This window comes from Lawsonibacter faecis (assembly GCF_014287675.1).
In the GTDB taxonomy this organism is placed as follows: Bacteria; Bacillota; Clostridia; order Oscillospirales; family Oscillospiraceae; genus Pseudoflavonifractor; species Pseudoflavonifractor faecis.
Window position 1 is genome coordinate 70,948 of the sequence record NZ_JACOPQ010000004.1, and the last position, 25,461, is coordinate 96,408.

21 protein-coding genes and 1 riboswitch are annotated in these 25,461 nt (G+C 59.4%); of the genes, 10 read left to right on the forward strand and 11 right to left on the reverse strand.

Annotated features, from left to right (window positions below; translation table 11 throughout):
• The first annotated feature begins 60 nt into the window (after positions 1–60).
• Together gyrA and rnhA are read left to right on the forward strand one after the other, a co-directional pair.
• On the forward strand, positions 61–2,598 hold the full coding sequence (gene gyrA / locus H8S62_RS06180) for a DNA gyrase subunit A (protein ID WP_186918798.1): 2,538 nt from the start codon (positions 61–63) through the stop codon (positions 2,596–2,598).
• A gap of 101 nt (positions 2,599–2,699) precedes the next feature.
• On the forward strand, positions 2,700–3,143 hold the full coding sequence (gene rnhA / locus H8S62_RS06185) for a ribonuclease HI (protein WP_155150665.1): 444 nt from the start codon (positions 2,700–2,702) through the stop codon (positions 3,141–3,143).
• A gap of 246 nt (positions 3,144–3,389) precedes the next feature.
• Here the strand turns inward: rnhA and H8S62_RS06190 are convergent, their stop codons facing one another.
• From H8S62_RS06190 to H8S62_RS18325, 4 genes are all read right to left on the reverse strand, one after another.
• A complete protein-coding gene (locus H8S62_RS06190; RefSeq protein ID WP_186918799.1) occupies positions 3,390–3,593 on the reverse strand; it encodes a helix-turn-helix transcriptional regulator in 204 nt (67 codons plus the stop codon).
• A complete protein-coding gene (locus H8S62_RS18765) occupies positions 3,593–3,796 on the reverse strand; it encodes a hypothetical protein (RefSeq protein WP_480175757.1) in 204 nt (67 codons plus the stop codon). Before H8S62_RS18765 ends, H8S62_RS06190 begins: the two co-directional genes overlap by 1 nt.
• 260 nt (positions 3,797–4,056) lie before the next feature.
• On the reverse strand, positions 4,057–4,710 hold the full coding sequence (locus H8S62_RS06200; protein WP_186918801.1) for a pentapeptide repeat-containing protein: 654 nt from the start codon (positions 4,708–4,710) through the stop codon (positions 4,057–4,059).
• 421 nt (positions 4,711–5,131) lie between these two features.
• Positions 5,132–7,081: an FAD-dependent oxidoreductase gene (locus H8S62_RS18325; protein WP_186918802.1), complete on the reverse strand. Its 1,950-nt coding sequence runs from the start codon at positions 7,079–7,081 to the stop codon at positions 5,132–5,134.
• 193 nt (positions 7,082–7,274) lie between these two features.
• On the opposite strand from H8S62_RS18325, the gene H8S62_RS06210 reads away from it, so the two are divergent.
• The 5 genes from H8S62_RS06210 (at position 7,275) to H8S62_RS06230 (ending at position 11,959) form a co-directional block, all read left to right on the forward strand.
• Entirely contained in the window at positions 7,275–8,534 is a 1,260-nt protein-coding gene (locus tag H8S62_RS06210) for a helix-turn-helix domain-containing protein (RefSeq protein WP_186918803.1), read from the forward strand.
• Between the two features lie 77 nt (positions 8,535–8,611).
• Positions 8,612–9,919, forward strand: a complete 1,308-nt coding sequence (locus H8S62_RS06215) for an SPFH domain-containing protein (protein ID WP_155150685.1) — start codon at positions 8,612–8,614, stop codon at positions 9,917–9,919.
• 3 nt (positions 9,920–9,922) lie between these two features.
• A complete protein-coding gene (locus H8S62_RS06220) occupies positions 9,923–10,615 on the forward strand; it encodes a hypothetical protein (protein WP_186918804.1) in 693 nt (230 codons plus the stop codon).
• Positions 10,615–11,187 (forward strand): PCI domain-containing protein, encoded by a 573-nt coding sequence (locus H8S62_RS06225; RefSeq protein ID WP_186918805.1) that lies wholly within the window; start codon positions 10,615–10,617, stop codon positions 11,185–11,187. Before H8S62_RS06220 ends, H8S62_RS06225 begins: the two co-directional genes overlap by 1 nt.
• 22 nt (positions 11,188–11,209) lie before the next feature.
• Positions 11,210–11,959 (forward strand): hypothetical protein, encoded by a 750-nt coding sequence (locus H8S62_RS06230; RefSeq protein WP_155150695.1) that lies wholly within the window; start codon positions 11,210–11,212, stop codon positions 11,957–11,959.
• Positions 11,960–12,290: 331 nt separating this feature from the next.
• Here H8S62_RS06230 and H8S62_RS06235 read toward each other — a convergent pair whose 3' ends face one another.
• The 3 genes from H8S62_RS06235 to gpr form a co-directional block, all read right to left on the reverse strand.
• Complete coding sequence (locus H8S62_RS06235; protein ID WP_186918806.1) at positions 12,291–14,105, reverse strand: LTA synthase family protein; 1,815 nt, start codon at positions 14,103–14,105, stop codon at positions 12,291–12,293.
• A gap of 183 nt (positions 14,106–14,288) precedes the next feature.
• A complete protein-coding gene (locus tag H8S62_RS06240) occupies positions 14,289–15,713 on the reverse strand; it encodes a glycine--tRNA ligase (RefSeq protein WP_155150701.1) in 1,425 nt (474 codons plus the stop codon).
• 153 nt (positions 15,714–15,866) lie between these two features.
• The gene (gene gpr, locus H8S62_RS06245; protein WP_256285461.1) at positions 15,867–16,772 is read right to left on the reverse strand and encodes a GPR endopeptidase; all 906 of its coding nucleotides are present in this window, start codon (positions 16,770–16,772) and stop codon (positions 15,867–15,869) included.
• A 232-nt stretch (positions 16,773–17,004) separates the two neighbouring features.
• Here gpr and rpsT point away from each other — a divergent pair, with 232 nt between their 5' ends.
• Complete coding sequence (rpsT, locus tag H8S62_RS06250) at positions 17,005–17,268, forward strand: 30S ribosomal protein S20 (RefSeq protein ID WP_155150707.1); 264 nt, start codon at positions 17,005–17,007, stop codon at positions 17,266–17,268.
• Between the two features lie 271 nt (positions 17,269–17,539).
• Positions 17,540–18,427: a YihY/virulence factor BrkB family protein gene (locus tag H8S62_RS06255; protein ID WP_173023927.1), complete on the forward strand. Its 888-nt coding sequence runs from the start codon at positions 17,540–17,542 to the stop codon at positions 18,425–18,427.
• Between the two features lie 161 nt (positions 18,428–18,588).
• On the opposite strand, the gene H8S62_RS06260 is transcribed toward H8S62_RS06255, so the two are convergent.
• Genes H8S62_RS06260 through H8S62_RS06275 form a run of 4 tightly spaced genes read right to left on the reverse strand, consistent with a single transcriptional unit; the run spans position 18,589 to position 22,342 of the window.
• Positions 18,589–19,413, reverse strand: a complete 825-nt coding sequence (locus H8S62_RS06260; RefSeq protein WP_155151128.1) for an AraC family transcriptional regulator — start codon at positions 19,411–19,413, stop codon at positions 18,589–18,591.
• Between the two features lie 55 nt (positions 19,414–19,468).
• Entirely contained in the window at positions 19,469–20,227 is a 759-nt protein-coding gene (locus tag H8S62_RS06265; RefSeq protein ID WP_173023883.1) for an ABC transporter ATP-binding protein, read from the reverse strand.
• 15 nt (positions 20,228–20,242) lie between these two features.
• Positions 20,243–21,310 (reverse strand): FecCD family ABC transporter permease, encoded by a 1,068-nt coding sequence (locus H8S62_RS06270; protein WP_155151122.1) that lies wholly within the window; start codon positions 21,308–21,310, stop codon positions 20,243–20,245.
• A 9-nt stretch (positions 21,311–21,319) separates the two neighbouring features.
• Entirely contained in the window at positions 21,320–22,342 is a 1,023-nt protein-coding gene (locus H8S62_RS06275; protein WP_155151119.1) for an ABC transporter substrate-binding protein, read from the reverse strand.
• Positions 22,343–22,557: 215 nt separating this feature from the next.
• A riboswitch (cobalamin riboswitch) is annotated at positions 22,558–22,737 on the reverse strand.
• Between the two features lie 805 nt (positions 22,738–23,542).
• Between H8S62_RS06275 and H8S62_RS06280 the strand changes: the two genes are divergently transcribed.
• Complete coding sequence (locus H8S62_RS06280; protein ID WP_155151116.1) at positions 23,543–25,456, forward strand: S-layer homology domain-containing protein; 1,914 nt, start codon at positions 23,543–23,545, stop codon at positions 25,454–25,456.
• The last annotated feature ends 5 nt before the right edge of the window (positions 25,457–25,461 follow it).

Here is a 25,461-nt window from a genome sequence, read left to right on the forward strand (position 1 = left end):
ACATAAGAAGCGCCAGGCGGCCCGGCCCCACGGCGCGACAGATAGGAGCACCAAAATTTTATGAAAAAAGGCTACGAGGACAAGGATATCTCTTATCCCAATCAGAAAATAGTCGATATCAACCTGGAGCATGAGATGCAGTCGGCCTACATTGAGTACGCCATGAGCGTCATTGTCGGCCGCGCCCTGCCCGACGTGAGAGACGGGCTGAAGCCCGTCCACCGCCGCATCCTCTACTCCATGTACGAGGTGGGCCTCACCAGCGACAAGCCCTTTAAAAAGTCCGCGACCTGCGTGGGCGACGTGCTGGGCAAGTATCACCCTCACGGCGACCAGTCGGTTTACGACGCGCTGGTCCGTCTGGCCCAGAGCTTTTCCATGCGCTATCCCCTGGTGGACGGCCACGGAAACTTTGGCTCCATCGACGGCGATCCCCCGGCTGCCTACCGTTATACCGAGGCCCGTATGGCCAAGATGGCCAATGAGATGATGCGGGACATCGACAAGGAGACCGTGGACTGGGACCCCAACTTCGACGAGTCGCTGAAGGAGCCCAGAGTGGTCCCCTCCCGCTTCCCCAACCTGCTGGTGAACGGCTCCTCCGGCATCGCCGTGGGCATGACCACCAATATCCCGCCCCACAACCTGCGGGAGGTCATCAACGCCACCGTCTGTGTGCTGGAGAATCCCGAGGCCGGGCTGGAGGACCTGATGGAGCATATCAAGGGCCCGGACTTTCCCACCAACGGCATCATCATGGGCCGCAGCGGCATCCGCGCGGCCTATGCCACAGGCAAGGGCCATATCCGCGTCCGCGCCCGGACCGAGATGGAGGAATTCGGCCAGGGCCGGGTGCGTATTATCGTTACGGAGCTGCCCTACCAGGTCAACAAGGCCCGGCTGGTGGAGAACATCGCCGACCAGGTGAAGGATAAGAAGCTGGACGGCATCTCCGGCCTGCGGGACGAGTCAGACGGCAAGAAGGGTATGCGCATCGTGATAGAGCTGAAAAAGGACGCCAATCCCCAGGTGGTGCTCAACCGGCTCTTTTCCCAGACCCAGATGCAGACCACCTTCGCCATCGTGCTGCTGGCACTGGTGGACAACCAGAAGCAGCCGAAGATCCTGACCCTCCGCCAGATATTGGACGAGTACATCGCGTTTCAGGAGCAGATTATTACCCGCCGCACCGTGTATGACCTGAGGAAGGCCCAGGAGCGGGCCCACCTCCTGCAGGGACTGCTCATAGCCCAGGACAATATCGATGAGGTCATCAAGATCATCCGCTCCGCCTACGACGACGCCAGGGAGAAGCTGATGGAGCGCTTCGGCCTGGATGAGGTGCAGGCCCAGGCCATCCTGGAGATGCGCCTCAAGGCCCTGCAGGGACTGGACAGGGAGAAGCTGCAGGCCGAGTTCGACGAGCTGCAGAAGAAGATCGCCTACTTCAATCAGCTTCTCTCCGACGAGGAGATGCTCCGGGGCGTTTTGAAGGAAGAGCTACTCGAGATCCGGGACAAGTACGGCGACGACCGCAAGACCGAGATCGGCTTTGCAGAGGACGATATCGACATTGAGGACCTCATTGAGGAGGAGGAGTGCGTCTTCACCCTTACCTCAGGCGGGTACATTAAGCGGACCCCCGCCTCCACCTACCGCGCCCAGAAGCGGGGCGGCAGGGGCATCACCGCCATGACCACCAAAGAGGAGGACTGCGTGGATACGGTCTTTACCTCCTCCACCCACGACTTCATCCTCTTCTTCACCAACATGGGCCGGGTCCACAGGAAGAAGGGCTACCAAATCCCCGAGGCAGGCCGGGCGGCCAAGGGCACCAATATCGTCAACGTGCTCCCCGTGGAGCCGGGCGAGAAGGTCACGGCCATGATCCACCTCAAGGAGTACAGCGAGGACCGTTATCTGGTTATGGTCACCCGCAACGGCACCGTGAAGCGGATCTCGCTGCCCGTCATCAACACCGCCCGTAAGGCCGGCATCCGCTGCATCACCCTCGACGAGGGCGACGAGCTAATCGCTGTCCGGGAGACCGACGGAGAGCAGGCCATCCTCATCGTCAGCCACGACGGCATGGCCATCTGCTTCAAGGAGGACGACGTGCGCTGCATGGGCCGCGACGCCACCGGCGTGCGGGGCATCAAGCTGCGTGAGGGCGACTACGTCATCGGCGCGGCCCGGGCCAAGTACGACCACTATGTCCTCATGGTCACGGAGAACGGCTTTGGCAAGCGGACCGAGATGGACGAGTATATCCGCGCCGACGGCCCACAGAACCGCGGCGGATACGGACTCAAGGGCTACCAGGTGACGGAGAAGACCGGCCCCATCGCCGGCGTAAAGGTTGTGGACGGCACCGAGGATATCCTGCTCATCAACAGCCAGGGCGTCATTATCCGCATGGCAACCGCTGACGTAAACGTCTACAGCCGCGGCGCCCAGGGCGTCAAGGTCATGAATCTGGACGAGGGCGTCAAGGTCATCTCCATCGCCCGCACCGAGCATGAGGAGGAAGAGCCGGAGGAGACGGAAGCCGACGGCGGAGAGGACGTAGAAACCGCCGGTGAGGAAGTGGAGGAATAAGAAATAAAACACCCTCCCCGGCCGAAAACCGGGGAGGGTGTCCGGTTCGCCAGGAAAAAGCCCTCCCCCTCCGGGGGGGCCACAAGGCAGGGAATAATAAGATGAAACAAGTCACGATTTATACCGACGGGGCCTGCTCCGGCAATCCCGGTCCCGGCGGCTGGGGGGCCATCCTCCAGTACGGGCAGATGCAGAAGGAGCTCTCCGGCGGAGAGCCCCAGACCACCAACAACCGTATGGAGCTGACAGGCGTTATCACGGCGCTGGAGGCACTCAAGGAGCCCTGTGTGGTGGAGCTTTATTCCGATTCCAAGTACGTGATCGACGGCCTGCAGAAGGGCTGGGCCAAGGGCTGGAAGGCCAGGGGCTGGATTAAATCGGACAAGAAGCCGGCCCTGAACCCGGATCTATGGGACCGCCTGCTGACGCTGTACGACTATCACACGGTGCATCTCCACTGGGTCAAGGGCCACGCGGAGAATAAGTACAACAACCGCTGCGACGAGCTTGCCGTGGCGGAGAGCAGAAAATATAAACAGGCTTAGCGGCGCGGCCCCGGGACCCCACGGCGTGGGGCGGCGCGAGCAGCGCCGAAGGCCGGCAGAATTCATTTTTGGCTGCCGCAAAATAAGAAGGAAAAGGGCTTCCGCCCGGCCCGGGCGGAAAATAAGTACAATAACCGCTGTGACGATCTTCCCGTGGCGGAGGGCAGAAATAAGCAGGAAAAAGCGTGCTGCAGGATAAATGCAGCACGCTTTTGATATGGGTAAACAAAGATCAAATATATAGACTCAATCAAAGATAAAAAGCGCCTCAATAGGGGCGTCTACGGCACGGGATAGAGCAATGGCCAGCTTGAGGGACGGGTTGTACCGCCCGGCCTCCAGGCGTATAATGGTCTCCCTGCGTACCCCTACCCGGTCGGCCAGATCTTCCTGGGTGAGGCCGGCCAGAATGCGGTATTTCTTGAGGTCGCACCGGAACTGACTGTCCATCAGTCAGCCTTCCTGTCAAAGAAGAGGGTAAGGGCCGGGGCGAGGACAAAGCCCGTCGCGTATCCCAGGGAACCCACCAGCAGCACCGTGTCAGCCGGAACCTGACGGTCCAGCAGAAAGAGCAGAGCAAAGGAGAGCAGGGTAAAAAACGAGAGCATCACCGCAGCGGCCCGCTTTCGGTTTTCCAGCAGCCGCTCATCCACTCCGTCCTTCTCCAGATGATAGTAAAAGAAAAAAGCAAAGAAGCCAAAGAAAATAAAGAAAAAATAGCTGGGGTGGCCGTTAAACTTGGGTAGAAGCCCTAAAAACCCGAAAAAGCCCAACAGACTGAACCAGGGAAAAAGTCTGAGAAGCCGTTGGCCCTTTGTCACCGAAGACGCCTCCTGCTGGTGATAAATACATCACTTGATGTGATAAATATATCACACACACCGCACTCTGTCAAGAAAACAAAACCCCAATTTCACTCTCGAATCACCACGCCGAAGCGCTTTGCCAGCGCGGCGGCCTGGTAGAGATCCACAATGGCGCCCTTCAGCTCCCAGGCGGTATCGGAGAAGACCGGGCCGCTGAGGGTGCAGGAGGTCAAATCCACGCCGGTGAGAGCGGTCTTGTAGAAGCTGGTGCCCACCAGGCGGCAGTCCGCCAGCTCCAGACCGGAGAGCTTACACTCGGAGAGTGAGAGCCCCTCCATGTCGCAGCCCTGGAAGCGGAGACTGCGCAGTCTCGAGCCGTCCAGATTGGCATATTTCAGGGCGCAGCGGTCAAAGAGGACGTCCCGCTGGGCGCTCTTGTGGAGGTTTGCCCCCACCCCCTTGCACTCAGCAAAGGATACCCGCTGAAAAAAACAGTCGGAGAAGAGGCTGTTGGAACAGTCGCAGCACTCAAACACCACGTCCTGAAATCCGGTGCGGGAGAAGTCGCAGTCAAGCAGGCGGCAATGGAAAAAGCGGACGGAGCGGAAATTCAGGCCGTCCAGTGCGGCTGCGGTGAGGGTCAGGCGGTCACAGAGCAAACACTCCAGGTCCGCATCGTCCTCGCGGGCGCGGCAAGACAGGTCCTCCAGGTCCTCTACGGGTGAAAGTTGGGGGGCGAGAAGGGGTTTTGAGAGCTTCATGGGGGGAGCCTCCCTTATGGTAATTGAAAAAACGGTCTGCATACGAGAACAAGTGTACCATAAACCAAATCAAAGAACAAGGCAGGGAAAGGTGTAACGCGGCCGGAGCGCAAAACCCCTGCGAAGCATCAGCAAAAGAGCCCTTTTCGCTGGCAGCAAGGCGTTTTCTGGCGGTCAAAACCCTCCGCGGAGCGCCTCGCAGAGTTCCGCCGTCTGCAGACGGCGGCAAAAAATTAAAAAGCGTCATATCTTGGGATATGCGCCTCAGAAATGATACATCCCATGACGGATCGGGGGGAAACTTTTCCCAAGAAAGCGAGCCCCATCTGTCATGCGGCTTGCCAAAGAAGCGCGACAGGACTGCTTTGACAAGCTGAAAAAAGACCCGCGGCGCTCAGCGCCGCGGGTCTTTCCATAGTAATTATTTTACCTGGGAGAGGGCGTCCTCGACGGCCTCTTTGATGGCTTTGCTGGTAATGGTGGCGCCGGAGACATTGTCCACCTCGGTGGAGTTTGCCTCCACGATGGCGCCCGGGATCTGGTCGCGGGCGGGGTCGGAGATGCCGTCGGTCTCGGCGTGCTGGACAATCTCCACAGTGGAAATCTTGTCGCCGTCCATGGTGACCTTCACGTACAGGTCGCCGCCCATGCCGTTGTGGCTCACGCCCAGGTATTCGTTCTCGCCCAGCGTCACGTCGGGCGCCTCGGAGGCCGCCAGGTCGGTGGTCACGCCGGGGGTGTGGACGATATTGGAGGTGACCTTCTCAGCGGCGGTGTAGGCGGGCAGGGTGTCGTTCTTAACCTCAGCCGCGTTCTTGCCGGCGATCTGGCCGAAGATGACGCACTCGGCAATGTTGCCGCCGCCCTGATACTGGAAGGCGGTGATGCCGCCGAATTCACCGGCGGAGTACAGGTGGGGAATGGGGTTTCCGCTGCGGTCCAGGACCTCGGCGTTCTCGTTGCGGCGGGCGCCGCCCTGGGTGTTCAGCATGGCGGCGGTCAGCTCCACGGCGTAGTAGGTGCCGCCGGTGATGGGGGCCATGCTCTCGGCACTGCGGCCGAACTGGGGATCGTAGCCGGCCTTGGCATAGCTGTTGTAGTTTTCCACGGTCTTGACCAGAGTATCGGCGTCCACGTCGATGAGGGCCGCCAGATCAGCGATGGAGGAGGCGCTCTGGACATTGACGGCGTTTTCCGGCATGGTGAAAGCGTTGAACTGGGTCTCGTCGCAGATGACAAAGGAGCGCAGGGGACGGCGGGCGTTCATCCAGGCGTCGCCCAGCTTGATGTGGCCGTGACGGGTGAGCTCATCCTCGCGGAGGTAGCGGTTGCCGTCGCCGGCGATGAAGATGGAGCCGCCCTGGGTGAAGGAGGAGCCGAACATGGTGGTGCCGCGCTCGCCCTCAGGGACCTTGACCACGCTGCCGGAGAAGTCGCCGATGCCCTCATAGGCCTCCATGTGCCAAAGGTCGGCGCCCACATCCAGGACCATGTCGATGCCGTCACCGGTGTTGTAGAGGGTGCCGATGGCGCGGCTGTCGGTGAGGCCCAGGTAATCGGCCAGCATCTCGGGGTTGTTCTCAAAGCCGCCCAGGGTCAGTACCACGCCGTTGTCGGCGCGGACATTCAGCTTCTCTCCGCCCCGCTCCACGGTGACGCCCAGAATGGTCTTGGAGGCCGGGTCCTGCACGAGGGAGACGGCGGGAGACTCAAACCACACGTCAATCTTGTCGGCCCGGTCGGTGACCTGCTTGCGCATGGCCTGCCAGAGGTAGCCGTCGCTGATGCCGGCATGGGTGGAGGTCAGGGTAATGCTGTCGCTGCCGGGGAACTCAGGGTACTCGGGGGACATGGAGCCGATGACCGGAATACCGTTCCAGGCCATAAACTCCTCCTTGTTGAGGCCCAGCTTGTCGGAAATGGTGTCGGCCAGGTTGGCGATCTCGCGGGCGTAGAGCTCCAGCATGGCCTTGGGGATCTCGTGGTCGCCGGCCAGGGCCTTGTAGTAGGCCAGGGTGTCCTCATAGTTGCCGTTGCCGTTGGCGAAGAGCTGGCCGCAGTAGCGGGTATTGCCGCCCTCATGGCCCTCGGGGGCCTTCTCCACCAGGAGGACACGGGCGCCCTCATCGGCGGCGGCCATGGCGGCCATGGAGCCGGCGCCGCCAAAGCCCACGATCACCACGTCGTACCGGCCGTCCCAGGCAACGGTGTCGGCGTATGTATAGGTCTCGGAGACGGTCTGGCTGGGAGAGGGCTCTGCGGGGGTGCTTGCGGAGGGGCTGGGAGAGGGCGCGGTGTCCTGGGTGCATCCGCTCAGCAGGGAGACGCCCAGAGCCGCGGCAAGAGACAGGGCAAGGAATTTCTTTTTCATGTTTTTCCTCCTCATTCCATAGGTGTATCGGTAGGACCTTCTTATTTTTATTATACAAAATGTTAGAAATTTAACAAGGGAGAGAAATTTCACCCCTCCTGTGAAAAATCCACCCCTCAGCCTTAACAACAGGGGTATTTTCCTGTATAATAGACGCAAATATGACGTGCCCAGTGAAACGGAGGCGGAAGGGATGCCCTATTTCGGAACGGACCCAAACAAGGTTGTCATGGGGGACTATCATATCGCCTCGGGCTATCTCTACACCCATGCCATGAACGAGTGCCTGCACAACCACCCCGTGCCCAGGACACTGGCCATCCTGAGCCAGTGCAGAGTGGAGCTCTCCTTCTCGCTTAACCGCTTTTGGTTCTGCCTGACGGGGCTGAAGAAGGACGTCTATTACGATGTGTACGGCCTGGAGGCCGGGGATTATCTGGAGATATTTGATCGTTTCCGGATCCTGGCGGAGTCCGCCGTAGCGGAAAACGGCTACCGTGCGGACATCTTTATGGTCATGGAGGAGGACGTGAAGCAGATGGCCGTCCTCTTCAGCGCGGACGGGGTGACGGCCTGTTCACCGGAGGAGCTGGCCGGGCAGATAGACGCACTGGGCCAGCAGGTCTATGAGCGGGACCTCTTCTGCGGAGACTGCCGATACCGCAACGTCACGGCCCTCTCCCCTCCCCTGTCCGGGTTTGCCGCCATCCGGGAGGGCTACCTCCTCACCCGCCGGCTCAACGACCTCTCCTTCTTCCGTATGGACGGCGGCGTAATTACGGCTGAGCGGGTGGAGGCCCAGCGCAGCGCGGCGGACTACCAGACGGTCATGGAGGGCTGCGTCCGTCTGTGCCGGGCGCTGGACGAGGGAGACCGGACCGAGTGCCGGGCAGCGCTGGAGGACCTCTTTTTGAAGCTGCTGCGCGGCTCCTACAGCGTCTCCCTCCTGCGAGACACCCTGTCCTACTGCAAGCATATGCTTCAAGTGCGCTGCACCGCCCGGGGACTGATGGATCAGGTGGACCTGGAGCGGCTGTGCGACGCGGACCGCTATCTGCGCATCGAGGAATGCGTGCAGTCCCTCTGGCAGACCCTGGACACGGTGGGGGCCGCCATTGAGCGGCAGGGGCGGTTCAGCCGGGCGGTGCTCAACGCGGTCTACTATATCAGAATTCACTGCGCGGAGGATCTCTCCCTGCCCGATATCGCGGCCTATGCCGGGGTAAGCCCCAACTACCTGAGCGGCATTTTTCGGGAAAACACGGGCTTTTCAGTCCGGGACTTTATCACAATGGTGCGGATTGAAAAGGGCAAGGCACTGCTCTCCGGCGGCGCACGGGTGGCTGAAGCGGCGGAGGCCGTGGGCTTTTACGACGCAAAGTACTTCACCCGCGTCTTTAAAAAACACACCGGCGTCAGTCCGGCCCGGTACAGGGCGGAGGCGGGCGGATAATCATTGACAGGCGCGGGCCAACGCGGGTACAATGGACTAGGATATCACCCGCTGAAACCTGGGAGGAGAGGGAAGCCATGGCAATTGTGGAAGTGGTAAAGTACAACGGAAATCCCGATGTCTTCGCGTGGAAATATCCCAGCGAGGAGCTGGGGACCTGGACCCAACTGATCGTCAATGAGTCCCAGGAGGCTGTCCTCTTTAAGGGAGGCAAGGCGCTGGATGTCTTCACCAGCGGACGGCATACCCTGGACACCGCCAATATCCCCCTGCTGAACAAGGTGGTCAACCTGCCCTTCGGCGGCCGGTCCCCCTTTACGGCGGAGGTGTGGTACGTCAACCGCGTCAACTCCCTGGACGTCAAGTGGGGCACGGCCACGCCCATTCAGCTCCAGGACCCGAAGTACGGCGTTTTTGTGCCGGTGCGATCCTTTGGGCAGTTCGGCGTGCGCATTGACGACGCGAAGAAGTTTCTCGTCAAGCTGGTGGGCACCCTGCCCCAGTTTGACAAGAGCAGCCTGCTGAGGTATTTCCGCGGCCTCTTTATCACCAAGGCCAAGGATACCATCTCCTCCTACCTCATCCACAAGGAGATCAGCGCACTGGAGATCAACGCCTATCTCGACGAACTCTCCGCCTATATGAAGGAGCGCATCGAGCCCGTCATGGCGGAGTACGGCATTACGCTGGTGAACTTCTACGTCAACGACATCAATATTCCGGAGGACGACCCGGCGGTGCGGAAGCTGAAGGCCGCGCTGGCCAAGCGGGCGGAGATGGATATTATCGGCTACAACTACCAGCAGGAGCGCTCCTTCGACACCCTGGAGGGCGCGGCCACCAATCAGGGCTCCGCCGCGTCCGGCCTCATGGGGGCCGGGCTGGGGCTTGGGATGGGCGTCGCCGCGGGCGGCGCGGTAGGCGGACAGTTCGGCGGCATGGCGAATGTGCTGGATACCGCTGCGCCGGGGAGCGAGTGCCCCCAGTGCCACGCCAAGGTCCCCGCAGGGAAAAAATTCTGCCCGGACTGCGGCTGCAGCCTGACCAAAGGCGGGCCGGAGAAGGGGGAAGAAATTAGCTGCGCCTCCTGTGGGACGGCTCTGACTCAAAAGACGAAGTTCTGTCCGGAGTGCGGAAAGAAATACAATCCATGCCCAAACTGCGGCGCGGACCTGCCGGAGGGGGCAGGCGCCTGCGCGAAATGCGGCGCCGATGTACCCACCCTCTGCCCCAACTGCGGGAAGACCATCGCGGAGAAAAAAGCCAAGTTCTGTCCGGAGTGCGGCGCGCGCCTCCAACGCACCTGTCCCAAGTGTGGAAAAGAGGTTGACGGGAAGCAGAAATTCTGCCCGGAGTGCGGTGAAAAGCTGAAAGAGGGAGAGTAAGCCATGAAGGGTCGTCAAAAAATTGTGGCCCTGGCGGGCCTTATTATAATTGCGGTGACGCTGTTGCTCTTCTTCCTTCCCGGGGGAGAGCGGGAGACGGTGGACTGGGTCTGTCTGACCTTCTTCCTCCTGGCCGAGGCGGTGCTCTGCGGCGGCGGCATCCTGGCGGACCGGATGGCCGGGGCGTGCGGGGGGATCTTTTTCCGTGCAAGCGCGTTTACGGCGCTGTTTATCTGCTGCATTGTCTCCCTGGCCGTCTCTCTGGTGTCCATCCTGTGGATGCGGCCCCCGGTGGCGGGGCTGGTGGGTGTTCAAATCGTGCTGTTTGCGGCGGGCTTAATTTTGCTGCTGGTCCTCTCCGCCTTCGGGCGGCGTGCAGGGGCGGCCCAGGCCGCCGAGGAGCAGGCGCTCTCCGCGCTCAAGGCCCTGGAGGGCCGGGTCCGGACCCTGGCGGGCGCGCCGGCCAACCGGGACTACGCAGCACCGCTGGAGCGCTTGGCGGAGGCCATACGGTTTGCCGACGGCGCCTGCGCGTCCGCACTGGACAGTGAGATCGCCGATAAGCTGACGGCGCTTGAAACCTGCCTTTCCGGTGAGACCGCGGCGGGCGAGGTAGAGCCCAGAGTGGAGGAGCTGCTGTGGACCGTGGAGCGGCGGGGCCGTGAGGTGAAGGAGAGAAAGGCTGGGAAGACTTGATGAATGAAGGCGCGGGTCGGTCAAAGGTCGTCCTCATGGGGATTGCCTCTAAGATACAGATCATTCTCGGCGCTCTGATCGCGGCATTTTTCGGACTGGGGCTTATCGGCTGCCTCAGTCAGAAAACTGAGGTCAGTGTGACCATCGCTATTTTGCTCTTTTTGGCCCTTGGCGTTTGGCTCATTTTAAGGGGCGTCAAAAAGGGCAGATTGATTAAGCTCTTTCAGCGGTATGTGGCGCTGCTGTCCGGCGACTCTGAGCGCTCCCTGGACAGTCTGGCGGGGGCGCTCGGCGTGAGTGTGGACGCCGTAAGGGACAATGTGGAGCGGATGATCAAGCGCGGCCTGATGCCCAACGCATATATCAACCGGGATACCAACTGCCTGGTGTTTGCCGGGCGGGTACCCGCCGGACAGGCGGCCTCCAGGCCCGCTGCCGCGCCCGGCGGTCAAAGGGGCAACCCGGGCGGGACGGGCTATAGGACCGTGGTGTGCAAGGGCTGCGGCGCCGCCAATCAGATTCCAGTGGGCGGAACCGGGGAGTGCGAATTCTGCGGGTCCCGACTGGGATAAGCAATCAGGAGGAGAGACAGATATGGCTGAGAGAAGATATCAAATAGACCGCAGGGACATTCGTTACGACGCCAGCGGTCTGGACGGCACCCCCAGAAGGAAGACCTCCTCCTGGGTGCCGATTATTGTGTTTATGCTGCTGTTCTGGCCGGTAGGCATTGTACTGCTGATCCTCAAGCTGAAAAACGATCGATCCGGAACGATGCAAAACGGCAAGGTGGTCTTCGGCATCGGCGTCTTCCTGGCTGTGATGGGGGTGATGTACCTCATCATGTTTGTCAGCGGCAGTCTGACCACCAGCGGCGGGAGGCCCTATCCCCTGAATTCCTTTCTCTCGCTCTTGCTTTTCTTCGTCCTGGGCGGCGCGGCGCTGATTGTCGTCGGGACCAGGATGAAAAAGACCGGCCTGAAGTACCGGCGGTACATCAATCTGGTGGTGAATAACCGGCTCAGCTCCATTGATAAGATCGCCTCCGGGATGGGCTGCTCTTACGACCAGGCCGTCGTGGATCTGCAGAAGATGCAGGACGACGGCTATTTCCCCCACGCGCTTATCGATTTCAGCAAGGGCCTTTTCTATCTGGACGGTATTCCCCGGGACATGGGCGGCACGGCGGACGCGCCTCCCCCCGCCTCCCCCCGGCCGGGCGCGGGAGTGGAAGCGCCGCCCGCCGTCAAGGTGGTCACCTGCAGGAGCTGCGGCGCGCAGAACACCGTTGCAGCGGGCACGGTCTGCGAGTGCGAGTACTGCGGATCGCCCATCAGTTCCTGAACGTAAAACGACCGCCCGCCTTTTAAAAGGCGGGCGGTCGTTCAGTTTGTCAAAGAAGCCCCAAAGGGCTTCTTTGACAGGGAGCTGCATGACGGCTGGGGCTCGGTTTCATGGGAAAAAGTCTCCCCATCCGTCATGAGAGGTGTTTTTTCTGAGGCTCGTGTTCCCGGAAATGACGGATTTTCATTTGACTGCGACATCTGCGGACGACGCAGCGCTGCGAGGCTTTCTCTGCGGAGGGTATTTCCCTCAAGATAATCTGGCAGGGCGGGTCGGCCCGCCGTTTCGCAGCAAATATACAACGCCGCGCCACGTTCCCATTTAAGGCGCCCTATGGATCAAAGTGCTTGCGCCAGAAATACTGCAGGCTCTCGTAGTCCTGGATCAGGGCCGCGCCCTCTGGGGTGAGGGCATCGGTGAGGACGCCATCCTCCAGATAGAGGCCCGTGGGGGTATTGATGACCGGAACCTGTTCCGCCACGGCATTGGTGGCCTGGAGGTAAGCCGGGCCCTCCCAGCCGCAGAGCTTGAAGACTTCGTTCATCAGGAAGTTGGGGCTCAGGTCCGGACCCTCGCCCCGGAAATCATTGCCCAGGGCCTCCCTGGCCGCGTCGTTGGCCCAGATGAGGTACCGGGTGGCGTAATAATTTAAAAAGCCCTCCTTGGTGGAGAGATCCAGATCAATGCCCAGCAGATGGTAAATGCTGTTGCCGTCCCCCATCCAGGGGTTGTGGTCCCCAAAGAGGACGATGACCACCGGCTGGTCGGAGGCGCGGTAGTAGTCGAAGAACGTCTTCAGATGATCCCCCGTGTCCTTGAGGGAACCGAAGTAGTTGTTCATCAGGTTCAGTTCCTCCCGGGTGTAGGATCCATCGTCCACCACCCAGCCGTCCCCCCACCAGAGGACGTCGGTGTCGTAGGGGCCGTGGCCCTGATAGGTGACGTTGAAGCCGAAATAGGGCTGGTCGGAAGTCTCCTTGTGCTGAGCATAGAGCTTGATCATCTCCGGAAACAGGACCGCGTCAAAGCCCACGCCGCCGCCGGTCAGCGCGCCGTAGTAGTTCTCCACATAGTAGTAGTTCTGAAGCCCCAGGTTGGCGTTGACATTCTCCCGGTTGTAGAACCACGCATAGCAGGAGTGGCTTCCCTCGGTGTAATACCCCTGCTTTTGCAGATACCAGGCGTAGGAATTTGTGGGGGCGCGGAAGGAGCCCAGCCGGGAGTACCCGGTGAGGAAGCAGCGCTCGGTGTCCACCGTGCCGCCGGCAAAGATGTTGGTGACCAGATTGCCCGTGTAGCCCTCGGCCTCCAGCTTGTGGAACTCCTCGTATACCGCAGGATTCAGCTCCGGCACGCCGAACTTGGTGAAGTCGTTGTAGGCCTCCAGCTGGATCGCGATGAGGTCCACCCTCTTCTCCTCAGGGATGTCCGCGTCCTCATAGGCGGCGAGGATGGACTGGGCCGCCGCTGCGCTGTACCCCTCCGGCGGCGCGTCCGAGGCGGACTTGACGCTGTAGAGAAAGGGGTAAAGAAACCCCTTGGAGGTATAGACCTGGGTGGCCGACCAGGGGGAGATCAGAGCCTCGTTCCGGGTCCGGTTGGTATAGGTATTGGCGTCGGCATAGAGCCACTGGAGGGGCAGAAACACCATCAGCAGCACTGCCACGCCTCCCAACCTGGGCCAGAGGGGCATCCGCCCCCGGGCCAAAAAGTGGAGAACCACCCAGCCCAGAAACACCAGGACGATGGCCAGCAGCATGCTCTTGTTGAGAAAGAGCTGGTACTTCCCCGCCATATTGCCCGCCTCTTTGATGAGGAGGATGTCCTCAAACATCATGGGGTCGTTGCGGAAGGTCAGCTTGAAGAAGCTGGCGGCGGTGAGACCCAGGGTGAGGACCGCGGTAATACCGTAGGAGAGGCCTGCCCGCCCCGTCATAAAGTAGAGCAGCAGAGCCAAAAAGACCACCGGGAGGAGATTGAGTACGGCGATCAGCGGGTGGGTAAAGTAGCTTATAAACATGGCCGTGCGGTTGTCCACACAGGCAAACCACAGGGAGAGCACGCCCAGACAGACCGCCGCAAGCGCCAAGAGCACAAGCGTCAGGGCACGGGAGTTGGCAAGCTTGGATTCTTTTATTTTTTTCATGTACGTTACTCCGATTTTACAGTGGGGATAAGGAAAAACGGATTGTCACACAGGCGTGGCAATCCGTTTTTGTCGGCGGCTCCTGCTGCATAGACCGATATCCGGCCTGCGGTAGGGGTTTGACTTTGGTCAAAGCACTTGAGCGCCGCAGGCGTCGGACATGGAGCGTGCGCGTGCGCTTTCTCAGAAGGAGATCTTCTCCTCGATATAGGCTTTCAGCTCAGAAATGGGCATCCGGACCTGCGCCATGGTATCCCGGTCCCGGACGGTGACGCAGTGGTCGGCCTCCTCGGTCTCGCTGCCCACGGTCTGGAAGTCCACGGTGACGCACAGTGGGGTGCCGATCTCGTCCTGGCGGCGGTAGCGCTTGCCGATGGAGCCGGCGTCGTCAAAGTCCACCATGAAGTGCTTGGAGAGCTCCGCATAGACCTCCTGGGCGGCGCCGCTCAACTTCTTGGAGAGTGGCAGTACCGCGCACTTGAACGGGGCCAGAGCGGGATGGAAGCGCATAACCACGCGGGTGTCGTTCTTCTCCGCGTCCACGACCTCCTCGTCGTAGGCGTCCACCAGGAAGGCCAGCACCGAACGCTCCACGCCCAGGGAGGGCTCGATGACGTAGGGAATATAGTGCTCGTTCTTCTCCTGGTCGTAGTATGTCATGTCCTTGCCGGAGGTATTCTGGTGCTGGGTCAGGTCGTAGTCCGTGCGGTCGGCCACGCCCCAGAGCTCGCCCCAGCCGAAGGGGAACAGGAACTCGAAGTCGGTGGTCGCCTTGGAGTAGAAGCAAAGCTCCTCCGGGTCGTGGTCCCGCAGGCGCAGGTTCTCGTCTCTGAGGCCCAGGGAGAGCAGCCACTCGCGGCAGAAGGTGCGCCAGTACTGGAACCACTCCAGATCGGTGCCCGGCTGGCAGAAAAACTCCAGCTCCATCTGTTCAAACTCACGGACCCGGAAGATGAAGTTGCCCGGCGTAATCTCATTACGGAAGCTCTTGCCAATCTGTCCGATGCCGAAGGGCAGCTTCTTCCGGGTGGTGCGCTGCACGTTGGGGAAGTTGACAAAAATGCCCTGGGCGGTCTCGGGCCGGAGATAGACGGTGTTCTTGCTGTCCTCGGTGACGCCCTGGAAGGTCTTGAACATCAGGTTGAACTGACGGATGTCGGTAAAATTGTGCTTGCCGCAGGTGGGGCAGGGGATGTTGTGCTCCTCAATGAAGTCCTTCATCTCCTGCTGGGTAAAGGCGTCGATGGGCTTGGGCAGCTCAAAGCTGTTCTGGGCGCACCAGTCCTCAATGAGCTTGTCGGCGCGGAAGCGCTCATGGCACTCCCGGCAGTCCATCAGCGGGTCGGAAAAACCGCCCAGGTGGCCGGAGGCCACCCAGGTCTGGGGGTTCATGAGGATGGCGGCGTCCAGACCGACGTTGTAGGGGTTCTCCTGCACAAACTTCTTCCACCAGGCGCGCTTGACGTTGTTCTTCAGCTCCGCGCCCAGGGGTCCGTAGTCCCAGGTGTTGGCGAGACCGCCGTAGATCTCGCTGCCGGCAAAGATAAAGCCCCGGCCTTTGCACAGGGCCACCAGTTTTTCCATTGATTTTTCGGGATTGGTGAGCATGGATACCCCTCCAACTGATTATTTCGATAACATTTCAATTATATACGGATTGAAGGGGATGTCAACCTAAAGAGGCCAAAAAACCATGGAATTACAGGGGTCGAGCCTTACGGAAAAACGTTTGACGGCAAGATGTCCCGGAGCGGCGAACAGTCAGCTCAAAAACATCTCCACGTCCTGCACGGTGAGGCCGGTCTGGAGGGCCAGATTAACCCCAAAGCCGATGACCTTGGAGATATCGGCCACATGGCTGTCAATCTCCTTGGGGGTGACGATGACCCCGCTCCCCGCCCTGCGCAGGGCGTCCGGGTCCAGGTCGTCCCGGCCCGCCTCTGCCAGCACGTCGGCGCAGAGGGTGGCGGCGTCCACCACGGTGGGCACGCCGATGGCAATGACAGGGACGCCCAGGGTCTCACGGTTCAGCGCGGCCCGGGCGTTGCCCACCCCCGAGCCGGGGACAATGCCCGTGTCCGCAATCTGGATGGTCCGGCAGACCCGGTCCAGGCTCCGGGAGGCCAGAGCGTCCACCGCCAGGACGCAGTCGGGCTTGAGCTTCGCCACCACGGCCTGTACCAGCTCGCCGCTCTCCATGCCTGTGGTGCCCAGCACACCGGCCGCCAGGGCCGCTACGGGCCGAAAGCTGCCGAAATGCTCCGGCACCCGCTCCACCAGGTGGCGGGTGACCATGGTGTGCTCCGCCGCCTTGGGTCCCACCGCGTCGGGGGTGATGGCCCGGTTGCCAAGGCCCACCACCAGGGCGCTGGCCCCGTCGGGCAGCTTCAGCAGTGCCCTCAGTTCCCCGCCCAGGGCCCGGGCCGCCCGGCCGAAGGCGTCCTCCTCCCTGCGGGCCAGCCCGTCCAGGAGGAGGGTCACGTAATTGCCCACCGGCTTCTCCAGGGCGGCCGCCCCGCGCTCGTTGAGTATCCGCACGGTGGTGACCTTATAGCCCTCCCGCTCCGTGTCCCGGGCCTCCACCCCCTCCAGCCTGGTCTCCTTCTCCGCGCTCTCTTCCCAGAGGGTTTTGGCCTCCATCGCCAGGTCCGTCCGTCTTTTCAGCACGCCGCGCCCCATCCTTTCCTTGTATCTTGACCAAAAATATCCCTATATCTTGTACTGCTTTTTTGCTTTACACACTATTTTTTGCGTATGAGAGCGCACTATACAAAAAAGACGCAAAAAAATGAAATTAATCCTTGCAATTTCAGCGGTTGGCTGTTAAAATAAGTATCTGCACGGGCAAACTATGCGCATATCGCTATGCGTTAAATCGTCATCGGAGGAGGTGTTTGGTTTGCCGAATATCAAGTCTGCCAAGAAGCGTGTGCTGGTCAACCAGGCCAAAGCCATGCAGAACAAGGCCGTTAAGTCCGCCATCAAGACCGATCTGAAGAAGTTCGAGGCCGCCGTGGCTGAGGGCAACCGCAGCGAGGCCGAGGGCGCTTACAAGGTGGCCGTCAAGGCTGTCGACAAGGCCGTGGGCCACGGGCTGCTGCACAAGAACAACGCCGCGCGCAAGAAGAGCAGCATGACCGTTAAGCTGAACAAGCTGGCCTAAGCGCTTTAAAAAGAGCGGAAACAAGAGCCGCCTGCTGATTGCAGGCGGTTTTTTGCCGTTATTTGCCCTTTTTTCCCAATGGTGGTATAATAGCCGCGTTAGATCGTAAGCGCTTGGTTTTGGTGCGCCCGGCTCCCGCCTGGAGGCGTAGCCGCCGGCAGAGCCAGATACCGCCATTTTGCAAAAATCCCCCCGGCCATGCCGCGCAGCGTGAATTCCTGCGGTTTTGCGGCATACTGTCACAGACGAAACGAGGAGAGGAGGCGCCGCCGTGAAGGGTATCTGGGAGTCCGGACCGGTCCGCTTTATCCGTGAAATGGTGGATATCTACTTTGGCAAGCGGGTCTCCCGCTCCGCGGCGGAGCTGGCCTATTTTCTCATTCTCACCTTCTTCCCCATTCTGGTTTGCATCAACGGCTTTATCGGTATCCTCCATCTGGACAGCTTTGCCGTTATGGCGGCGATGGAGGACTTTCTGCCCAAGGAGGCCCTGAGCGTGGTGGGAGAGTATATCGGCTATATCTCCACCAACCAGTCCAACGCCATGCTGATTGCGGGTATCACGATGACGCTCTTCTCCGCGTCGGCGGCCTTCCGCGCGCTGATGAACATCATGGACGATATTTATGAGCGCAAGAGCTATACGGGGCTGTGGCAGATTGTGGCCAGCGTCATATTTTCCATTCTCTTCCTTGTCACCATCTATCTCTCAATCGTGGTGGTGCTGACGGGCAACTGGCTCTTCGCCCTCATCGAGGGCTTCTTCCACCTGGACCCCAGCGCCCTGCCCTGGGACTGGCAGTGGCTGCGCTTCCTCATCCTCTTCGCGCTGGTGCTCCTCTTCGTGCTGCTGGCCTACCGCATGGCCGCGCCCCGGGGGAAGCCCCGGCCCCCCATCCTCACCGGCGGCATCATCGCCGCCGCGGCCCTGGTGGCGGCCTCCATCCTCTTCTCCTGGTTCATCGGAATGTCCTCCAAGTACTCCCTGGTGTACGGGTCCCTGGCAAGCGTCATCATTCTGCTGCTGTGGCTCTACCTCTGCGGGAACATCCTCATATTGGGAAACGTCTTTAACTGCGTGTGGTACAAGCGCAAGAAGATTCGCTATTTAAAGAAGCTGAAAAAAGAATCCGGCCCGCCGGAGCAGCTGGGCGGGTAGCAAAAAACCGGTGGCGGCCAAAGGGCGAGGCTCCACAGGGGTATCACCGAAACCGTCCAGAGTAAAACGGGCACGGCTGCTATATCATAGCAGCCGTGCCCTTGTATTTTATTATGCTATTCTATTCCAGCATAGGTTCAGCTCCGTTTTCAAGGCGGAAACTATAACCGGCTGACCGGAACGTAGAGGGAGGTCCTGCCACTGTGGTAGACTTCCAAGTCAATCTTGCCCTCAGCGGTGCGGTAATTCTTGTTTTGCGGCAGCCACTCGCCGAAGATATACTTCCACATCCGCCGGACGTTTTCATTGAGCAGCGTCATATTGCCGTTACCGGGCGGGACAGGAAACACGGCATAGTCCGCAGACTCCACCTCCAGCGGCTCCAGGCCGTCCGGGATAAAATCGGTACTCTGCACGACCGGCCCGAAGAAATAAAATAGTTCGCCTGTGTTACGGTCCGGCTGAATCCACGCACCGATCTCTGTGGGTTCCGGTCCGCTAAGCCGCCGGTAATCCTCCGGGCTGACAAAGGCGAACTCCCTTCCCATCCAGTAAGCGCCGGCATTCAACACATCGGACTCTCCCTGCGGCGGTGAGAGCCGGTACCCCACAGCGGTAAAGGAGGCCAACGAGCGGAATTCCGGTTCTATGCGGAACCGTTCATCAGCCAGCTCCTTCTGATATTCAGATGGCGACAGCCCATAATGCTTCCGAAACGCTTTTGCAAAGCCGGACAGCGTTTGAAAGCCCCGGGCAGCCGCCACGCTGACGGATGATTTCCCGGACAGCAGGTCCCGCGCGGCAGCCGCCATTCTGCGCCTGCGCAGGTATGCGGCCACCGGAACGCCGGTATAGCTGGAAAAGGCATGGCAGAAATGATAGAACGAGTAATCCAAAAGCGCAGCCAGCTCGCCCACCGTGATATTTTTATCAGGGTGGGCGTCAATATAGGCAAGGATTTGCTCCATATTGTCGCTGCGCTTCATGATAATCTTCTCCGTGTACTATAATTTCTTGTTTCTCTCGGGAATTCATCGCTTTTTACTTGGAATAGAAAAACACCCGCATGGCGCCGTCGCGGCCGGATAGGATCTCGGCCTCCACTTCATAGAGGGCCCGCAGGAAATCCGTCGTCAGCAGCTCCCGCGGAGCGCCGTGGCCTACGATGACGCCGTCCTTCATGGCGTACAGCCGGTCACAGTAGGCCGCGGCCAGATTCAGGTCGTGAATCGCCGCGACCACGGTGCAGCCGCTTTTTCGCACCAGCTCCATGAGCTGCAGCTGGTACTTGATATCCAGGTGGTTGGTGGGCTCATCCAGCACCAGCACGGCGGTCTGTTGGGCCAGGGCGCGGGCGATGAGCACCCGCTGCTTCTCCCCGCCGGACAGCGTGATGAAGCCCTGCTTCCGGAGAGGCGACAGCCCGGTGAGGTCAAGGATCTCACCCACCAGCGCCCAGTCCTCCCGGCTGTCGGTTTCCAGCAGGCGCTTGCGGGCCTGCCGGCCCATCATCACAACTTCTTCCACCGTAAAGTCAAAGGCGGCCTCCTGCTCCTGCACCATGACGGCCATGCGCTGGGCCATCTCCCGGTTGCTCATGGACAGCAGGTCCTCGCCGCACAGGGTGATGGCGCCCCTTTGGGGGCGCAGGACTTTATACAGGTTCTTCAGGAAGGTGGACTTGCCGCTGCCGTTGGGTCCGATGAGGCCGACAAATTCCCCCTCTGTCACCTGAAAATCCACGCCGCGGAGGATCTCGCGGCTGCCGGCGGCGTAATGTATCTCGTTTGCGGTAATCACAGCGGTACCCTCCAGCTAAAACTCATAGCGCCGGACGCGGATCATCCACAGGAACAGGGGCGCTCCCAGGAAGGCCGTCAGAATGCCGATGGGAAGCTCCGCCGGCGGCTTGATCATGCGGGCGCCCACATCCACCCAGATGAGAAAGATCGCGCCGGTGAGCATCGAGATCGGGATCAGCTTCCGGTGGTCCGGCCCCACCACGGAGCGGACCAGGTGGGGAATCACCAGCCCCACAAAGCCGATGCAGCCGCTGACCGCCACGGAAGAGGCGGTCAAAAGGGCCGTTATGACAATCAGCAGATTGCGAACGACATTCAGGTTGACGCCCAGGGTGATGGCGGAGCTATCCCCCATCATCATGGCGTTGAGGGACTTCGACAGCGCCAGCATCAGGAGGAAGGCCGGGGGCACCAGGCAGAGCAGCAGGGGCAGATCCTCCCATTCGGCGCTGCCAAGGCCGCCCAGCATCCAGAAGGTCGCCTCCCGGACGGCGGCGTCATCCGGTGCGGTGTAGACGATGTAGTTGGTGAAGGCCTGAAACATGGCCGAAACTGCGACGCCCACCAAAATCAGGCGGATGGGGGTGACAGAGCCGCGGCTTTTGGCCAGGAGATAGACCAGCAGGATGGAAACCAGCGCACCGGCAAAGGCGCCCATGGATACGGACAGCTTTCCCAGCACCGGAACGGACACGCCCAGCAGCATCGCCAGCACGGCACCCAGGGAGGCACCGGAGGAGATCCCCAGCACATACGGCTCTGCCAGCGGATTTTTGGTGAAGGCCTGCATGCCGACGCCGGAGAGCGTCAGCGCCGCCCCGATCAGCGCGCCCAGCAGAACCCGGGGCGCACGAAGGAACCAGACGATGTTCTGCGTGCTCTCCCGGATGCTCTCCAGCGGCGCTGTCTGACCGGTAAAAATCCCGGACAGGCGGTGGAACATCACCCGGTAGACGTCGGAAAAGCGGATGGAAACCGGCCCTAATCCGATGCCGAGAATGACGGAAACGACGAGCAGGCCAAGCAGAACCAAACAGGATGCCAGCGTATGCCGCTTCACCAGGTTGCAGAATCGCTTCATCGCTTCAAATCAAAAGCAGTCGGGATGGAACGCCTGCGCGAATTTCTCCACGGTGTCGCCGGTCATGGAGCTGGCAAATACTTCGCACAGCTTGACGGAGATAATCCGGTCGTTCTGGATGGCGGGCACCGTAGCCAGAGCGGGGTTTTCCTTCAGCTGGGCAATCTTCTCATCCAGAGAGGTGTCGCCGTAGTCGTTGATGACGATGACTTCCGGGGCGCGCTCCACAACGCTCTCCCAACTGACGGTGGCCCAGGTAGTGTCCAGGTCGTTGAAGATGTTGGTGCCGCCGGCGTGCTCAATGAGCTTGGAGGTAAAGTTGTTGCCGCAGGTGTAGGCACCTTCCTCCTGCGCCATATCAAAGACGAAGACCTTCGTGGCCTCCTGGCCGGCAACCGCCTCCTCTGCGGCGGCAATCTGGGCCTTCATGGCGCTGACGATCTCCTCCGCCTTGTCCTCCACCTGGAAGATGCGGCCGAGATTGTAGAAATCCTCATACACCACATCCACGTCCGCACCCACGGTATAGCCCTCGATGGAGGACAGGGACATGATGCCGTACTGGGAGAGGGTGTCATGCTCGGTGTTGTACTTTTCGGTAAAAGAGCTGGAGCGGCCGTAGACGAAGTCCGGCTCCAAATCCAAAATGGTTTCCAGAGAGATATAGGTTTCCGCTACCGAAGGGATGGCCTTATACTCGGCGTCCCATTGGGGGTTAATATCGGAGTTGGTATAGGCTGTGGCGATGATTTTGTCCCCAAGGCCCAAAGCCATCAGCTGGTCGCCCGCATTGGCGTTGGCCGCGATGACCCGCTCCGGCACATGGGTAAAGGTAACCTCCGCGCCGTCCTTGGTGGTCAGGGTAAAGGGGAAGCCGCTCTCCGTTTCTGTACCGTCGTCCGTCACAGTGGGTTCTTCCGTTTGGGAATTGCCACTGTCTGTGTTGTCCGTCTGGTTTTGGGATGCTGTGCCGCAGGCGGACAGGCTCAGCAGGAGCAGCAGCGTCAGGAACATGGCTGTCAGTCGTTTCATGACAAAGAATCTCCTTCTATTCACATGGTTTTCTCTAAATATATGGTATGAGGAATCGTATCTTGGCTGCGTGTCCCCTCCTTCTTGGGTCAAAATTGCCGCAAAAAAGCCCTGCTTTCGTCGGCAGAAAGCAGGACTGTGGCCGCTGGGCGGAATAAGAAATATTCCCTCCGCATCAGCGGCATACAGATGGACTCTTTCTGCGGAAGACTCCCATCTTTTCAGCACAGGCAGCAGGTTTCCTGACTTATGGATCGTCGCCGGGCCGCGTCTTCTCGCGAATATCGCAATGACATATGCGGCCGGCTCCCCATTTACAGTGACCGGATCGTTCGGGATTCCCACCCGATTCCCTTTTACCCGCCAATGGCGGCACTGCGTGGGCTATTCAGCTGTTGTGGTTCAGCGTCCCTTATCTTACCACGTTTGCAGGATTTGTCAAGCGCAATCCAGCCTGCGGCAATGCCTGCCGGTATCAATTCGCCGGTGATGGCGAAATGCGGACACCCGGCGCACCACTGAATTCGCAAGAACGGACACTTGTTTTTAGCAAAATTTGAGATAAAATAAAGATGCAGTCAGTCCTGCGGGGCATATACGGAGCAGCAAGCCCATGCGTGTTGACGCAGGAGCCGCATACAAAAAGGAATCATGAAGGGCCATGGCCCTTCATGCGTGGGTTACACCCACGCATGATTTCCCTCTGTCATAGGAAACCCAGACAACTGCATAGAGAAGATCCGGCTTTTGTGGCAAATGCGCGACCCGTTCCGGAGTGCCGGAGCGGACACGCATCCTTGTTCGGCTGAACAAGGGAATCAGGTGAAATTCCTGTACATGTTTTGCAGCAGGAACCGCAGCGAAAGCGGCGGCGACGTGCAATTCCATAGCTGTGATTGTGAAGTATATCCGTTTTCTGTGAAAACGGGCCACTGAGGAAGCCTAAGGGGGCGGAGGGCATGCGCAAGTCAGAATAACAAGGACAAGCAGACAAAGAGAGCGGGTTGTGGGAAAGTTCAAAACTTATCCTACTTTTTGTGAGCATGTTTTGTGGATTACCGGGTGAAACAGCTTTGTGCTGTGTAGCCCAGTACTTTTTTGAGAATTGATCTGGCTGTGGCCAGGTGTGTTTTGATGCAATCAAAGCATACCAATATGCTTTAAATAATGTAGCGATTAAAGGAAAGAGGGTCGAGTGCTATGAAAAAAATCATTCGCAGTGTTCTGTTGCTCGTATTGTCGCTGACGGTGCTGCTTATACCAGCTCTTGCGGCCGACTGGCCGCAGTTTTTGGGAGATCCGGGGGCGCAGGGAGTATCCGACGGCCACAGCGCGGTCAGCGGCGCAGATCTGATGCTGCGATGGGAGAAGAATACCGGAAACACCTGGGATGATGTACCAGGGACTCCCATTGTAATGGGAGATTTTGTCTATTATTACAGCTCTCAATATCTGAGAAAACTGGATCTGGCCACGGGGGAAGAAGTGAAAACTGCCAGGATTTATGGCGAGCCGGTAAACCAGTTTTTTATTGATATCGCTTTCGGCGACGGTATGATTTTTGTGCCCTGTCAGGTCAACAATCTGGACGACGGTACCGGCGTGAACGGCTGCTTTTTCCGTGTGTTTGACGCCGACACGCTGGAACAACTTTATGTTACAGAGTCCATAGCCACCGGACAGATGCAGTCGCCAGTTATGTACCATAATGGTTATTTTGTGACTGGCACCTATGGCCGTAACGGCGTTTACGCCTGCTTCACAGCAAAAGATGAGGATACCGCACGCGGCGATGAGGTGAAAAAAGCAGAATGGATTGTGGAATCTGACAGCAAATACGGCTTCAGCTTCAACGGCGCGGCGTTTGTGGGAAAGCACTGCTATTTTGGCTGTGGCAGTACGCTTTATGTGGTCGACTATAAGACCGGCGATACACGTACCTTTGATATCGGCGAAGGTTATGCGATAAAATCCACCATTACATATAGTGCTGAGACCGAGAGATTGTATGTGGCTTCCAATCATCCCACAGATGGTGCATCCATATTCTCCTATGCGCTGACTGCTGCTGGAATGCCCGATCCAACGACGGCGTTGGAGTGGGTATCACATACAAAGGGCGGCGGCACACAGTCCACGCCGGTCGTGCATAATGGCCGGCTTTACATCGGCGGCGGCGGGTATACCATGGGCTCCGCAGAGCCATTTCATGTGATTGATGCGGAAACCATGAAGGAGATCTATTCTGTTCCCATTCTGACTAAGGGATCCGCAGGCATTTCTACGGCATATGCCACAGACGAGAACGGCCAAATGATTTATCTGTATCTGGTCCCCTATGCGCCTAAGGATGAAACAGTATCTCAGATGTGGATTTTGACGGACCGCCAGGGACAGACAAAACCGGAATATGAAATTGTGGATGGGATCGGCCGCAGGCAATACTGCTCCCAGAGCGTGATCGTTGCGAAAGACGGCTCCCTGATTTGGTATAACGACGCAGGACGGATTTACTGCTATGAGAACGCGGCAAACATGGAGCCCGGCATATTTCGCGATACAAAGAACCACTGGGCAAAGGACCAGATTGCGTTGCTGGCAGGCGAGGATATCCTCAATGGAACGGGAGACGGCTATTTCTCCCCGGAGACGAAGGTGACCCGTTCCCAGTTTGTGCAGATGCTTTCCAAATTCTCAGGCGAAGATTGTTCTGCATATACAACTGATGAGTTTGCTGATGTCGGTTCCGGTGACTGGTATGCTCCGGCGGTTGCTTGGGCTGTTGAGCATGGGATTACCACAGGCAGCGGAAACGGACTTTTCTCGCCCAATGCACCAATCACACGGCAGGATATGGCGGTTATGCTCCAGCGGTATGTGGAGAAAGTAGCCAAGGAAGAGCTGCCGCAGGAAAATGCGATACTGGAGTTTACAGATGCATCGTCCATCGCAGTCTATGCGAAAGATGCGGTGGCAGCAATGCAGACGGCCGGCATCATCAATGGCATTTCCGACGGCGGCAGTTATCGTTTTGCGCCTGAGGCTCAGGCCACCCGCGCCCAGGCTGCTTCCATGATTGCGGGGCTATATCATGTGCTTTACGGACAGGATTGATTATT

Coding starts and splice junctions, on each gene's coding strand:
- gyrA (WP_186918798.1), top strand. CDS start 61: ATGAAAAAAGGCTACGAGGACAAGGATATCTCTTATCCCAATCAGAAA.
- rnhA (WP_155150665.1), top strand. CDS start 2,700: ATGAAACAAGTCACGATTTATACCGACGGGGCCTGCTCCGGCAATCCC.
- H8S62_RS06190 (WP_186918799.1), bottom strand. CDS start 3,593: ATGGACAGTCAGTTCCGGTGCGACCTCAAGAAATACCGCATTCTGGCC.
- H8S62_RS06200 (WP_186918801.1), bottom strand. CDS start 4,710: ATGAAGCTCTCAAAACCCCTTCTCGCCCCCCAACTTTCACCCGTAGAG.
- H8S62_RS18325 (WP_186918802.1), bottom strand. CDS start 7,081: ATGAAAAAGAAATTCCTTGCCCTGTCTCTTGCCGCGGCTCTGGGCGTC.
- H8S62_RS06210 (WP_186918803.1), top strand. CDS start 7,275: ATGCCCTATTTCGGAACGGACCCAAACAAGGTTGTCATGGGGGACTAT.
- H8S62_RS06215 (WP_155150685.1), top strand. CDS start 8,612: ATGGCAATTGTGGAAGTGGTAAAGTACAACGGAAATCCCGATGTCTTC.
- H8S62_RS06220 (WP_186918804.1), top strand. CDS start 9,923: ATGAAGGGTCGTCAAAAAATTGTGGCCCTGGCGGGCCTTATTATAATT.
- H8S62_RS06225 (WP_186918805.1), top strand. CDS start 10,615: ATGAATGAAGGCGCGGGTCGGTCAAAGGTCGTCCTCATGGGGATTGCC.
- H8S62_RS06230 (WP_155150695.1), top strand. CDS start 11,210: ATGGCTGAGAGAAGATATCAAATAGACCGCAGGGACATTCGTTACGAC.
- H8S62_RS06235 (WP_186918806.1), bottom strand. CDS start 14,105: ATGAAAAAAATAAAAGAATCCAAGCTTGCCAACTCCCGTGCCCTGACG.
- H8S62_RS06240 (WP_155150701.1), bottom strand. CDS start 15,713: ATGCTCACCAATCCCGAAAAATCAATGGAAAAACTGGTGGCCCTGTGC.
- H8S62_RS06260 (WP_155151128.1), bottom strand. CDS start 19,413: ATGAAGCGCAGCGACAATATGGAGCAAATCCTTGCCTATATTGACGCC.
- H8S62_RS06270 (WP_155151122.1), bottom strand. CDS start 21,310: ATGAAGCGATTCTGCAACCTGGTGAAGCGGCATACGCTGGCATCCTGT.
- H8S62_RS06275 (WP_155151119.1), bottom strand. CDS start 22,342: ATGAAACGACTGACAGCCATGTTCCTGACGCTGCTGCTCCTGCTGAGC.
- H8S62_RS06280 (WP_155151116.1), top strand. CDS start 23,543: ATGAAAAAAATCATTCGCAGTGTTCTGTTGCTCGTATTGTCGCTGACG.